This window comes from Flavobacterium sp. P21, assembly GCF_050632225.1.
In the GTDB taxonomy this organism is placed as follows: Bacteria; Bacteroidota; Bacteroidia; order Flavobacteriales; family Flavobacteriaceae; genus Flavobacterium.
Genome location: NZ_CP192585.1, coordinates 2029287 through 2043246, shown reverse-complemented (window position 1 = coordinate 2043246; position 13960 = coordinate 2029287). Strand labels below are relative to the sequence as shown.

Here is a 13960-nt window from a genome sequence, read left to right as displayed (position 1 = left end):
ATAAGCAGAAAAAACTGCATAAAAAACAACCATGAAAAAAATATTCCTTTTCCTTTTTATTTGTACAACGGCTTTAAATTATGGACAATCTAATCAAGTTTTAGATTTCAAAGCAGGTTATGCGCCAGAAACCATCTATAATCAAAACACAAGCAATTCTTCAGATTATGAAATAGCTTATTCAGGGTCAGAAAAATTTCTAGAAGTATTAAAGGAAAACGGAACTGAAAATCCAACAAAAATAAAAAACACTTTTAATGTCGAGACGGTCTCTAAAACTGGAAAAACTGGCAAGGATGGAAATTTTCCGATTACTATCGAGTACCTAAAATCTTATGATGCAAATGGAAAAACCATAATCCCGAGCGGCACTCTATTGTATGGAAAAAGTTCTTTAACTACAATGCCTAAAATGGATTCTATTGTTGCCAAAGGCATGGAAGAAAACCTAAAAAATACGATTTTCCAAATGGTTCAAAGCACCTTTTCGCAACTGCTTTTGCCACAGAAAAAACTAAAAATTGGAGAATCATTCAGTCAAGATAATCCGCTAGTCATACCGATTGCTGGAATCAGCTTTGAAATGGTGATTACCACAACTTACACCTTAAAAAGCATGGATTCAAAAAATGCCTTTTTTGATATTGTACAAACGTACACAATGAAAATGTCAGACAACAGATTTGAAACAAGTGGAACTGGAAAAGGAAAAGGCAATTTGGTATATGACATTCCAAATCATTTTATGGTTGAAAATAATTTAGACATGGAATTTAGTCTCGGCCTGAAACACACTGATTTTTCTATGCAATTGAAATCAAAAAGTGATTTTAAACAAATTTGCAAAATTTCAAAAAATAAAAAAGGCGTAAGATTTATTTCTTACGCCTTTTGCTTTATAGTGAAAACTAAAAATTATCTAGAATAATTTGGAGCCTCTTTTGTAATAGTTACGTTGTGTGGATGACTCTCCGTGATTCCGCTAGAAGTAATTCTAACAAAACGCCCAGTTTCTTGTAAAGTTGGAATATCCTTTGAGCCGCAATATCCCATACCTGCACGAAGACCACCTATAAATTGAAGCATACTTTCGTTCAATTCGCCTTTGTAAGGAACACGTCCAACAATTCCTTCTGGAACTAATTTCTTAACATCATCCTCAACATCTTGGAAATAACGATCTTTTGAACCAGTTTGCATTGCTTCAACAGACCCCATTCCGCGGTAAGATTTGAATTTTCTTCCTTCAAAAATGATAGTTTCACCTGGTGATTCTTTTGTTCCTGCTAATAATGAACCTAACATTACGCAGTCAGCACCTGCGGCGATTGCTTTAGGAATATCTCCTGTATAACGAATTCCACCATCGGCAATAACCGGAACACCAGAACCTTTAATTGCTGCAAGCAACTTCTAAAACTGCTGAGAATTGAGGAAAACCAACACCTGCAACGATACGTGTAGTACAAATAGAACCAGGTCCAATTCCTACTTTTACACCATCAGCACCATTTTCTACTAAATATTTAGCGACTTCTGGAGTAGCAATGTTTCCAACAATTACATCTATTTGAGGGAATTTTGATTTTACTTCTTTTAATGTATTTACCACACCTTCGGTATGTCCGTGTGCGGTATCAATAATGATTGCATCTACACCTGCATTTACTAAAGCTTCAGCTCTTTGAACTGCATCTCCAGTAACTCCAATAGCGGCGGCAACTCTTAAACGACCAAAAGAATCTTTGTTTGCGATTGGTTTTTGAGTCAGTTTTGTAATATCTCTAAAGGTAATTAAGCCTACTAATTCGTTTTTAGCATTTACCACCGGAAGTTTTTCAATTTTATGACCTTGCAAAACTACTTCTGCTTGCTCTAATGAAGTTCCTTCGGCAACAGTAACCAAGTTTTTGCTTGTCATTACCTCAGCGATTGGTCGAGAACCATTTTTCTCAAAACGTAAGTCGCGATTAGTAACAATGCCCTTTAAGATTTTGTTTTCGTCAACAATTGGAATACCGCCAATTCCGAATTCTTTCATGGCATTTTTTGCGTCAGCAATTGTTGAAGTCATTGGCAAAGTAACTGGATCAATGATCATTCCAGCTTCTGCACGTTTTACTTTTCGAACTTTTCCTGCTTGTTGTTCGATAGTCATATTTTTATGTAAAACACCAATTCCGCCTTCTTGTGCCATAGCAATAGCCATAGCGCTCTCAGTAACTGTATCCATAGCCGCAGATACAATTGGAACATTTAATGTGATGTTTCTTGAAAATTTTGATTTGATACTCACTTCGCGAGGAAGCACATTCGAGTAGTTAGGTACTAATAATACATCGTCGTAAGTTAAACCTTCGCCGATAATCTTGGAGTTGTGTGCTATCATGGTGCAATTTCTAGTTGAATTGCGTGCAAATATAGTGAATAAATTGCTAACTTGAATACTAACTAATTCATAAAATTGCATTTACAGGAAAAAACTTACGAATTTAAAATTCCAAAAACTAAGTTCCAAATTCCAATACAAACCGAAAATGAAGTTTTGTTCTTGGAATTTGAAATTTCCTTTTTTTGGAATTTATTCTTCTGGATCTTGAAAAACAAAATTGATTCCGAGTTGAAATGCCGCGCTGTTTGCTTTTGAAATATCTTTATATTCTAAAACATTATTTACTAACGCATAAATATTAAGTTTCCAAATTGTTCCCGAAAGCCCGAGGCCAATATTGGTGCTCGAAAATGTATCGACTGTGTAAGTCGCTTTTAGATCTAATTTTTCAAAAATATTTCGCTTATAAAAAGCCGTTAAAGCAACAAGCGGTTCTCTAGGGGCTGTCATAGCAAAAAACTGAAGTCCCACTGCATTCCTATATCTTTCCTTTACTTGGTCTTTACAATTACAATCAGTATTTGAGCGATAATTGCCAAACGAATATTCGGCAGATGCATATATTTTTGTCGGGCGCCATGTTGTATACTTATTGTATAATGTGTCTCGCGGAATTGCTTTCTTAAATTCATCAAAAACATTTTCAGGGTCATCTGGATTTGTAAAATCTGGATTTGCTCCTTGATATTGATAAACTCCTTTATAGGTAAGCGTTTCAATGTCTTTTGACTGATTTACAAATCCGAGGTCAATAATACTGGCAGTAAACTGAAGATTTTCTTTTGGATAATAAGTCACTCCAGCATCTAATCCCAAACCCAAACTTCCGTTGAAAAAAGTGTTATGAGCAATATCTCTTGCAATATTTCCGTCATATTCATCTTTCGTGAAAGGAGCCAGCCCAGATGTTTTAAGTTCTAAATTTGACGAAATAATTTGGGTATAAAGATTGGGTGTTCCAGGTTCTTGTGCAGTAAATATATAACCAGAATTGTGAACAGAAGTTGCATTTGCACCACTGGAATAAATTTTCGCACGACCACCAAGCACTAATTTGTCGTTCATTTTTTTGTGAAATCCTACATGAAAAACAGAAAGAACTTCGGCTTTGACATTTAAATCATCCAGATGAAAAACTTTCCCCATGTAATTTTTGTTTCCGTCTAAAGCTAGTATTGCTAGGTCTTTTGGCATGTACATAAAAAAATCAAATTCCTGATAGAGACCGAATGAAACATAAGATCGGCTTTCTCTTCCTCCAACTCTGAATCCGCCAGAAAACACTTCCAGCTGTTCATTTGTAACTACTTTGTCATTTCGCGAAGATTTATTGACAACGTCTCTCACTTTCTGATTAAAATCGACTCCATTATTTGCAAATAAATCATAAGCCGAAAAACTGCTCGATCCTGCATTGAATGAGATTCCAGACAATACAGGAAATCCAAAATAATATTTATACGAAACATCTGCACCAGGATTTACTAATGACGATTGCGGAATTGATGTGAAATTATACAACACTTCCTTATTTTGAGAAAAACAAGAAAGCTGAAAAAGCAGTCCGAAAATCAAGAATTTTGCCCTCATTCTACTTCGATTTCAAAATAAGTTGTTGCACTTGATCGCAGTTTTATATTCCCCACGCTGTTTTCATCTAGAGGAGCTCCAGAAGTCATCAGAACAACAAAACCAATTTTCTGGGTTTGCTTTAAAAGTGCTAATCTTTGATTTTCAAAAACTTCGGTAGGGTATTTAATCACATTTGGACTTCCTTTATAAGCAGGTACAGTATAAGATGAAGTAGTAAGAATTTGATCTTGAGAATCTAAAAACAGCATGTTGATCACAAAGCCTCGCGCAATAGTGTTTTCAATCTCTACATCAAATTCAGCTTTTGCCAAATAGTCTCTGAGAAACTGTTTTTTGAAAACATCAAAATTTCTGGAATCATAAGCGATCTGAACTCCTCCATCGGCAATTAGCTCATTTGCCGGAATATCAAAATAAGCGAGATTGGCAACATATACTGGTTCTAGTTTTAAATCATGTACCTGATCAAAATCTAGATCACTTGAACACGATAAAAACAAAATCGCTACCGCGAAAACCCTTACTATACTATTGATGCAATTCAATTTCATGGCTGAAAGAATTTTAAAATAATAGTAACAACTGGGGACTGTTGCTTTTATTGCTTTGATAAGTAAATATAAGATTTTTTTAATGAAACTTACCAAATAATTTTGAAGCCTCATTATAAGCACTTTCAAAACTTAATGAATTTAAGCCTGTAATTTTTTTATTTGCAGTAAAGTACGAAACCAATTTTTCTGTAGGCATATTTCCCGTCAACTTATCAGTTGCCATAGGACAACCTCCAAATCCTTGAATCGCACCATCAAAACGGGTGCATCCAGCTTTCTGTCGCGGCATCGATTTTTTCGAACCAACTGTCTGGGGTCGTATGCAAATGTGCTCCAAACTCGATTTGAGGATATTTCGGAATCAAATTAGAGAAAAGATACGTTATAACATCTGGTGTCGAACTTCCTACGGTATCTGAAAGCGAAAGGATTTTTACGCCCATTCCAGCCAATTTTTCTGTCCACTCGCCTACAATTTCAACATTCCAGGGATCTCCATACGGATTTCCAAAACCCATTGAAAGGTATGTTACAACTTCTTTATTTTTTTATCGGCAATTTCTAGAATTTCTTCTAAAGTAATCAGCGATTCGGCGATTGTTTTATGTGTATTACGCATCTGAAAATTCTCAGATATCGAAAAAGGAAATCCTAAATAGTGAATCGATTCAAATTCTGAAGCCAGAGCCGCACCTTGCGTATTAGCAATTATTGAAAGCAATTTGCTTGAAGTCTGCGAAAGATCAAGCTGTGCCAAAACGGCGACCGTATCCTGCATTTGCGGAATCGCTTTTGGAGACACAAAACTTCCAAAATCAATAGTATCAAAACCTACTCGAAGCAATGCTTGAATATAAGTAGCCTTGTTTTTTGTTGGAATAAAATCCTTGATGCCTTGCATTGCATCTCGCGGACATTCGATAATCTTGATTTCTTTATTCAAAACTTTTTCTTTTGTAAAGCTAAGTTAGTTTCTTTTTTAAAGAAATAAAAATTATGTCGCCTTTCTGTTTCTGAACATGTATTTTTTGTAGAGATGCACTGCATTGCATCTAACGTATTGTGTTCCCTACATTTTGGATTCTCTTTGTGTAGACGCACTGCTGTGCGCCTCTACTATGCTTCGCTATAATTATTGCGGAAAATTGTAATTATAAAAATTATTACCAAAAATTGTAATAAAACAAAATATTACCAAAAAACGTAATAACAAAAAACATTACTTATATTTGTAATAGAAAGTTTATAATTTTTTAATTATATTTGGTTATGACTAGTGTAATTACAGGCGACATTATTGGTTCAAGGCAACAGAAATCAAATCATTGGGTTGAGGATTTAAAAAAATCCTGAGTCCACTTGGCGTTACGCCCAAACAGTGGGAAATTTATCGCGGAGATGAATTTCAAATTGAAGTAAAAAACCCTGAAGAAGCTTTAATAACGGCCATTTTAGTAAAAGCTCGTTTAAGAGCCATAAAATCGGATGCGCGTATGAGTATTGGTTTTGGAGATAAAACACATGATGCTGAAAAAATTTCCGAAAGCTATGGTTCTGCATTTATACATTCGGGAGAGCTTTTTGAAACTTTAAAAAAGCAAAAAGTCACTTTAGCTATGCGAACCGACAATACAGATTTCGATGAAAAAATGAATTTAATGATTCAACTGGCTTTAACTTTTATGGACAGTTGGCTGGCACAATCAGCTGAGTTTGTCGCTTTGGCAATTGAAAATCCAAATTTGTCTCAGGAAGAGCTTGGACAAAAATTAGGCATTAATCAAGCCGCCGTAAGCCGAAGACAAAAACGCGCCCAATTTGATCTAGTCATGAATTTAGACCGATATTTTAGAACTCAAATAAAACAACTTGCCCCATGATTATATTTATAAAACTGCTTTTAGCACATTTATTAGGCGATTTTATCTGGCGACCTAATTCCTGGGTTATCGACAAGGAAAACAAAAAATATAAAAGTATCTACTTATATCTTCATATTTTGCTTCACGGAGTTTTGGCGACCGTTTTAGTTGGAGAAATCTACTTTATCCCTTATGCTATTTTGATTGCTGTTACTCACGGCATCATCGATTTAATCAAATTGAATTTTCAGAAACCCGAAAACAAACGCACTTGGTTTGTAGTCGATCAAATTGCACATCTTTTGATTTTAATTGGAATTGCACTCTTGTATCACAGAAATAGCATTATCCCTTTTCTTCCTTCGAATGAATTTTGGATTTTAACGACAGGTTTTATATTGGTTACTAAACCCACATCTATTTTTATCAAAACCATCATTTCTATTTGGAGTCCGGAGAGCCAGAACAGCCATCAAGACAATTCGCTTGCCAATGCAGGAAATTACATTGGCATATTAGAACGTCTATTTGTAGTTTGTTTTATTTTGACAGGACATTTCGAAGCAATCGGTTTTTTATTGGTCGCCAAATCTATTTTTAGGTTTGGAGATTTACAAGAAGCCAAAGACAGAAAACTTACCGAATATGTAATGATTGGTACTTTAATTAGTTTCGGAATTTCTATCCTTACCGGATTAGCAATTCAAGCACTATTACAGCTGTGCTAAAACTTTTTTGTTGATTGCTTTAATCAACGCCGGGCCTTCATAAATAAATCCTGTGTACAATTGCACTAAACTTGCTCCTGCGTTTAGTTTTTCGATGGCATCATCGGCAGAATGAATTCCTCCTACTCCAATAATTGGGAATGCTTTATTACTTTTTTCTGAAAGAAAACGAATCACTTCTGTAGAGCGTTTTGTCAATGGTTTTCCGGATAAACCTCCCATTTCAGATTGATTAGCAGATTGTAAACCTTCTCTCGAAATTGTAGTATTTGTTGCAATTACACCTGCAATTTGAGTTGTTTTTACAATATCAATAATATCTAATAATTGTTCATCTGTCAAATCCGGAGCAATTTTTAAAAGAATAGGTTTTACTTTTTGAGTGCTTGTTTTTTGTTTTTCAACATTTCTGTTTTGCAAAGTCTGCAACAAAGCTGTCAAAGGTTCTTTATCTTGAAGCGCTCTTAAATTTGGCGTATTTGGTGAACTCACATTTACCACAAAATAATCAACATGGTCATATAAAGCATCGAAACAAATGATATAATCTTTAACTGCCTCTTCGTTATCAGTCACTTTATTTTTTCCGATGTTTCCTCCAATTAAAACACCTGAATTTTTCTTCAAACGTTCTACAGCTTCCAGAACTCCGCCATTATTAAATCCCATTCGGTTAATAATCGCTTGATCTTCTTTTAAACGGAATAAACGTTTTTTGGATTTCCTTCCTGACCAACTGGAGTCACGGTTCCGATTTCAATAAAACCAAAACCAAAATCGCCTAATTCTTTGTACAGCTTGGCATCTTTATCAAAACCTGCGGCAAGTCCAACAGGGTTTTTAAATTTTATTCCAAAAACTTCTCGCTCTAAACGACTGTCTTTTACTTCGTAGATTGCTCTTATAATTGATGAAACTCCGGGGATTTTTGAAATGAATTTTACGAATGAAAAAGTAAAGTAATGCACTTCTTCAGGATCAAACCAAAAAAGTATCGGACGAATTATCAATTTATACATAAGAATTTTGTTGTGTTGTTTTCGGGTGCAAATTTAAATATTATAGTTTAAAAAGGTGCTTTTTTATAAAAAACAAATAATTTGAATTTTGTTCGATTCTTTAATATCTTAAAGTTGAATTCAAAAAAATGCTCCGAAACATGTTTTTTTTGGTTGCAAATTATAAAATGAAACATGTCCCTACCCTGAAAAAGAGCCCCTTGGGTTAGAGATTGTTTAAATTTGAAGAATTTACACACAATTTCTATAATCTTAAACTCATTTCTGATTTTCTGACATTATCAATATTCAAAATAAATTAATTAATACCTTAAAATTATGAAAGCCAGCAACAAATTATTGCTTTTAACACTTCTGTTATTCCTTTCATTAGGTTTAACTACGAAGCTATCAGCTCAGGCAGATCCTAGAGAAGATGTAAAGAAAAACTTCCATGGTGTCATCGAACTTGACATTAGAAATTCAAAACCAGACTGGAAACCCTATACCAAAAAGCGGCTCCAGAAGGCGCACCAAACATATTGTTTATCTTATACGATGACACAGGACAGGTCGCCTGGTCACCTTATGGAGGAGCCATCAACATGCCAACACTACAAAAATTAGCGGACAATGGTATTACCTATACCCAATGGCACACTACGGCATTATGTTCGCCAACTCGTTCTACTTTATTAACAGGGCGTAACCACCACTTAAACGGTATGGCATCCATCACCGAAACTACAGATGGTTATCCTGGAGCAAACGGACAAATCCCAGCTCAGTGTGCTACTATTGGTCAAGTATTACAACAAGCAGGATGGAGTACTTTCTGGATTGGAAAAAACCACAACGTACCGGAACAAGACGTTTCTTCTGGAGGCTCCAAAGTACAATGGCCAACTCAAATGGGCTTTGACCGCTATTACGGATTCATAGGGGGTGAAACCAACCAATGGTATCCTGATTTAGTAGAAGACAATCACTTTATTGAGGCACCTTACACTCCTGAAGAAGGATATCACTTATCTAAAGATTTAGCCGATAAAGCCATTGAATATATCAAAGACCAAAAAGCCACCAACCCTTCTAAACCATGGTATATGTGGTATTGCCCTGGAGCGAACCATGCACCACACCATGCACCAGCAGAGTACATTGCTAAATACAAAGGAAAATTTGATGCTGGTTACGATGCATACCGCGAATGGGTATTACCTCGTATGATTGCTAAAGGAATTGTACCTAAAGGAACTAAAAACACCGATTTCAATTTCTTACCTCCTAACATTGCTAATCCTGGTGATTATGTAAAACCTTGGAATACACTAAGTGCTGATGAGAAAAAATTATTCTCTAAACTAGCCGAAGTGTATGCCGGTTTCTCAGAATACACTGATGCTCAAGTAGGACGTGTTATTGAGTATTTAGAAAAAACTGGTCAGTTAGAAAATACTGTGGTTCTTTATGCCGCCGATAATGGTGCTTCTGGTGAAGGCTCTCCAACTGGATCTGTAAACGAAAACAAATTCTTTAACGGTTATCCTGATGAATTATCTGAAAATTTAAAATATTTGGATAAACTAGGAGGTCCTGATACATACGAACATTATCCAACTGGTTGAGGCTGCAGACTTTCTCTGCTCCTTACAAAATGTTCAAACGTTACAGTAACTATGCAGGAGGAACATGTGATGCATTAGTAATTTCGTGGCCAAAAGGAATTAAAGCACGAGGTGAAATCCGTAATCAATACCATCACTCTACCGATATTGTTCCTACCATTTTAGACATCTGTGGTTTAGAAATGCCTAAAACATTTAATAATATACCACAGTACCCTCTTTCTGGAGTTTCTATGAAATACTCCTTTGATGCCAAACCAGACGCTCCTACTCAAAAACACATACAGTACTATACAATGTTAGGGACTCGTGCCATTTGGAAAGACGGTTGGAAAGCAGTGGCTGTACACGTACCGCTTACAGGTAAAAGCAACTTTGACAAAGACGAATGGGAATTGTATAATGTAGATGTGGACAGAGCTGAATCAAACAATTTGGCTAAAAAGAACCCTGAAAAATTAAAAGAACTTAAAGCCGCTTGGTTTGAAGAAGCGGATAAAAATTTAGTTTTACCACTAGACGACCGTTCTCCTATGGAATTATTAAGCACGGAACGTCCTTCTCAAGAAAAACCAAAGACTCGTTACATTTACTATCCTGGAACTGTCGCCGTACCAGAAGGTGTAGCAGTAAACGTACGTGGTCGTTCATACAAAATTGTAGGTGATGTAGATATTAAATCGGGAGCTTCAGGAGTAGTTTTTGCTCACGGATCCCGCTTTGGAGGACACTCTTTATTCATCAAAGACAATAAGTTATACTATGTTTATAATTTCTTAGGAATTCAGCCAGAACAAACTTTTGTTTCATCGGCTACCTTAACTCCTGGTAAACATGCCTTAGGATTTGAGTTTGTAAGAGAAAGCACCGGTAAAAACGGAGAACAAATTGGTACAGGTCATTTATACATTGACGGCAAAGAAGTAGCCAAAGGCCCTATGAAAACACAACCTGGTAAATTCACACTTTCTGGTGATGGTCTTTGTGTAGGATTCGATAGTGGCGACGCTGTAAGTCATCAATATAAATCACCAGGCACTTTTAAAGGTGGAGAAATCTTAGGTGTTGGTGTTGATATTAGCGAACAAAGCTATGAAGACCTTAACAAAGAAGCTTTAAGAATTATGAAAAGCGAATAGCCTATAGAAAAACAGAATTAAAAGAGGTATTTATGTACTTAAAAAAGTGAATAAAATACCTCTTTTTTATTAAAGATTAAAAACTAATTCACAATGACTAGTACAAGCCATCTTAAAAAAACACTTTTTCTAACAGCCTTTTTGTACTTAATCATTCCAAACAAAGTCTCAGCTCAGGAAAACGAAGAAAAAACTTTTCATCCGCATCATCAAATAGGCATTTCGATTAATCATGTTCATGTTTTTGAAGGACGTGATGACGAAGGAAATCGGGAAACTTTAACGCTTCCTGCGTGGGGAATTGATTACACTTATCAATTTCATGAAAAATGGGCCCTTGGTCTTCATACCGACTTTATAATGGAAAAATATAAAGTCGAAAAAGTATATGCCAACGAAGAAGATAAAGAAACTGTTGAAAGAAGTTATCCTATTGCCCCTGCTCTTATGGGAATTTACAAACCAAACGAACATTGGAGTTTTCTATTGGGGTTTGGAGGTGAATTTGCCAAAGAAGAAGATTTTTCCTCACTCGAGCCGGTGTCGAATACGGGTATGAACTTCCGAAAGACTGGGAAATATTTGGCACTGTGAGCTATGACTTTAAATGGAATGCTTATGACAGCTGGGGAATTGGTCTAGGAATCGCAAAAAATTTTGGAGGAAAATAAACTTATCATCTAAATTATTAAACCTACTATGCACATATATAAAACAAATAAAATTGTTTCGATGTCAAGATGCTTTTTGACATCCTTAATGCTTTTAATTGGTTTTAATGGAATGGCACAGCTCGAAGAAAAAGAAAAAGATACCTCAAAAATAATGACGGTTCGATATGGAGACAAGGGATTTGAATTGCGCACAAAGGACAATAAATTTTTATTCCAATTACATAGCCGACTCCAATTTCGTTTTTCAACACCCAATGATACAGATCCACTAACTTATGATGATTACAGTCAGGATGCTAAAACTACTTTTAAAATAAACCGTGCTAGATTAAAAGTCGGCGGTCATGCTTTTGAGCCTTGGCTTAAATATTACTGGGAATATGAATTGAGTCAATCCAATTTGCTTGATTTCAGATTAATGATTGAAAAATGGGATTATTTGAGTTTTAAAGTCGGACAATGGAAAACAGAATTTACTCGTGAACGTTTCATTAGTAGTGGCGAACAGCAAATGGTGGATCGATCACTAATTAATCGACCTTTTACGGTCGATCGACAATTAGGAGCCGAAGTTTATGGCCATTTAAAAGGAAAAGGTATTGCCGATTTTAATTATTGGTTTGCGACCTTGACTGGAACAGGTCGCGGAAGCACTTCAAATGACGATAATAATCTCATGTATTTTGGAAGAGCACAATGGAATTTCTTAGGCCGATTTTTAGATTTTGAAGGCTGTGATTTAGAATTTCACGAAAAACCAACACCTATTGTTGCTTTTTCTGCTATTACCAATCGAAGCCCATATACTCGATTCTCACAAGCTGGAGGAGGCTCTCTAGACGGATTTGAAGATGGTGGTCCCGGTCAATATAGAGTAAATCAATGGAATTTGGAAACTGCTTTTATGTATCGCGGTTTTTCATGGCAAAGCGAATTGCACACAAAAGAAATAATTGACAAATACAACAACGACAACATGACTGTCATGAAAGGTTATTATGTTCAGGCGGGTTATTTCTTTCATAATACTTTTAAATGGTGGCCTGAACACCTAGAGATGGCGAGCAAGACATGCCGCATATAGACCTGACAATAGTTTACGAGAAAATTTACAAGATGAAACTACTATCGCTTTTAATTGGTTCTTTAATGGTCATAAAAACAAACTGACTTCTGAAGTCAGTTACTTTAGTTTTCAGGATAAAACCTTGCCATTAGAACAAGGCTGGCGCTTTAGAATACAATGGGATATTTCATTATAAGCCGAGAGAAGCATAAAAGGAAATTTCGTTAAATTTTAATGATAAATCTTTTTTTTAATAACTTTATAAAACTAAAACTCTGAAAATGAAAAATATAACCAAAACAATTAGAAAAACGGTTTGTTTGTTTTTCGTTACATCGCTTTTTATGATTTCAATGGATGGTTTTGCGCAACGTGGGCGTGGTGGTTTTCACGGAGCTGGAGGCGGTGGAGCTACAAGACAAGCAAGACCAACAAGAGAAGCGCGTCCAGCTATGCAGTCTAGACCAACTGCAAGCAGACCTCAAGTAAATAGACCTTCTAATACAACTAGGCCAGGAGCAAATAATGGCGGTACAAGAATTAATCCTTCGACAAATAATAGCAACATCCGCAATAACGGAACTGTGAACAATACCAACCGTATTAATAATTCTGGAAACCGAAATACGAATATCAGCGGCAATACTGTAAACAGAAACAGAAACAACGTTAATATAAACGTTAATAATAGCGTTCATGTTCGCAACAACCGAAATACTGTTGTTAGACCAGGTTACAGACCATATACCCGCCCTCCATATGTATATGGTGGCTACAGATACAATTGCTATCATCCTTATTATCCTCGCCCTTATGTACCGTTTTATTGGGGACCAGTTTGGCATCCCTGGGGATTTTTCGTAGCAACATTGGCAACTACTGCAATAATTGTTAGCGTTCAAAACGAAAAATATCATTACGATCAGGGAGTTTGGTACACCTCTACCAATGGAGGTTATACAGCCGTCCCGGCGCCTGTTGGTGGTACTGTAAATAATATTCCAAGTGGAGCAGAAACAGTAAATACCGGAACCGTTAATAATTATTATTACGGAGGTACTTATTACGAAAAAGATGGCGGAAAATATACTGTAGTTGCACCAACCGCTGGAACAGTAGTCGATAAATTGCCTGAAGGAGGTGAAGAAGTAACCATAGGAGATGCAAAATATGTAAAATTTGGCGAAACCTATTATCAACCAGTTCAAGTTGACGGAAAAGATAAATATGAGGTTGTTTCAGTGGAGAAAGAATAATTAAAAACAAATTATCCTATAAATTCTATAAAATAAATAGACTATTAAATATTTATTTTTATAATTTTAT

The 13960-nt window shown here is 35.8% G+C and carries 10 protein-coding genes and 3 pseudogenes; 8 read left to right on the top strand and 5 right to left on the bottom strand.

All coding sequences use genetic code 11. The features are described 5' to 3' along the window. Positions 1-31: 31 nt before the first annotated feature. Positions 32-928 (top strand): hypothetical protein, encoded by an 897-nt coding sequence (locus ACQ9BO_RS10115; protein ID WP_431244597.1) that lies wholly within the window; start codon positions 32-34, stop codon positions 926-928. Here the strand turns inward: ACQ9BO_RS10115 and guaB are convergent. The 4 genes and pseudogenes from guaB to ACQ9BO_RS10095 form a co-directional block, all read right to left on the bottom strand. After that, positions 916-2389 (bottom strand): annotated as a pseudogene (guaB, locus tag ACQ9BO_RS10110) (IMP dehydrogenase). The gene ACQ9BO_RS10115 and the pseudogene guaB sit on opposite strands and share 13 nt — an antisense overlap. A 192-nt stretch (positions 2390-2581) precedes the next feature. After that, positions 2582-3982, bottom strand: coding sequence for a DUF5723 family protein (locus ACQ9BO_RS10105; RefSeq protein ID WP_431244596.1), 1401 nt, complete (start codon positions 3980-3982; stop codon positions 2582-2584). Then, a complete protein-coding gene (locus ACQ9BO_RS10100) occupies positions 3979-4536 on the bottom strand; it encodes a hypothetical protein (RefSeq protein ID WP_431244595.1) in 558 nt (185 codons plus the stop codon). The genes ACQ9BO_RS10105 and ACQ9BO_RS10100 overlap by 4 nt, the downstream gene beginning before the upstream one ends. A 79-nt stretch (positions 4537-4615) precedes the next feature. Further along, positions 4616-5482 (bottom strand): annotated as a pseudogene (locus ACQ9BO_RS10095) (hydroxymethylglutaryl-CoA lyase). A 550-nt stretch (positions 5483-6032) separates the two neighbouring features. On the opposite strand from ACQ9BO_RS10095, the gene ACQ9BO_RS10090 reads away from it, so the two are divergent. Continuing rightward, complete coding sequence (locus ACQ9BO_RS10090) at positions 6033-6419, top strand: hypothetical protein (RefSeq protein WP_431244594.1); 387 nt, start codon at positions 6033-6035, stop codon at positions 6417-6419. After that, positions 6416-7129, top strand: a complete 714-nt coding sequence (locus ACQ9BO_RS10085) for a DUF3307 domain-containing protein (RefSeq protein WP_431244593.1) — start codon at positions 6416-6418, stop codon at positions 7127-7129. Before ACQ9BO_RS10090 ends, ACQ9BO_RS10085 begins: the two co-directional genes overlap by 4 nt. Here ACQ9BO_RS10085 and ACQ9BO_RS10080 read toward each other — a convergent pair. After that, positions 7115-8148 (bottom strand): annotated as a pseudogene (locus tag ACQ9BO_RS10080) (quinone-dependent dihydroorotate dehydrogenase). The gene ACQ9BO_RS10085 and the pseudogene ACQ9BO_RS10080 overlap by 15 nt on opposite strands. A 521-nt stretch (positions 8149-8669) precedes the next feature. Between ACQ9BO_RS10080 and ACQ9BO_RS10075 the strand changes: the two are divergent. The 5 genes from ACQ9BO_RS10075 to ACQ9BO_RS10055 all read left to right on the top strand — a co-directional run bounded on the left by ACQ9BO_RS10075 (position 8670) and on the right by ACQ9BO_RS10055 (position 13890). Further along, a complete protein-coding gene (locus tag ACQ9BO_RS10075) occupies positions 8670-9755 on the top strand; it encodes a sulfatase-like hydrolase/transferase (RefSeq protein WP_431244592.1) in 1086 nt (361 codons plus the stop codon). Then, positions 9752-10894 (top strand): hypothetical protein, encoded by a 1143-nt coding sequence (locus ACQ9BO_RS10070; RefSeq protein WP_431244591.1) that lies wholly within the window; start codon positions 9752-9754, stop codon positions 10892-10894. Before ACQ9BO_RS10075 ends, ACQ9BO_RS10070 begins: the two co-directional genes overlap by 4 nt. 93 nt (positions 10895-10987) lie before the next feature. After that, on the top strand, positions 10988-11488 hold the full coding sequence (locus tag ACQ9BO_RS10065; protein WP_431244590.1) for a hypothetical protein: 501 nt from the start codon (positions 10988-10990) through the stop codon (positions 11486-11488). Between the two features lie 105 nt (positions 11489-11593). Next, a complete protein-coding gene (locus ACQ9BO_RS10060) occupies positions 11594-12652 on the top strand; it encodes an OprO/OprP family phosphate-selective porin (protein WP_431244589.1) in 1059 nt (352 codons plus the stop codon). 263 nt (positions 12653-12915) lie between these two features. Beyond that, positions 12916-13890: a DUF6515 family protein gene (locus ACQ9BO_RS10055; RefSeq protein ID WP_431244588.1), complete on the top strand. Its 975-nt coding sequence runs from the start codon at positions 12916-12918 to the stop codon at positions 13888-13890. The last annotated feature ends 70 nt before the right edge of the window (positions 13891-13960 follow it).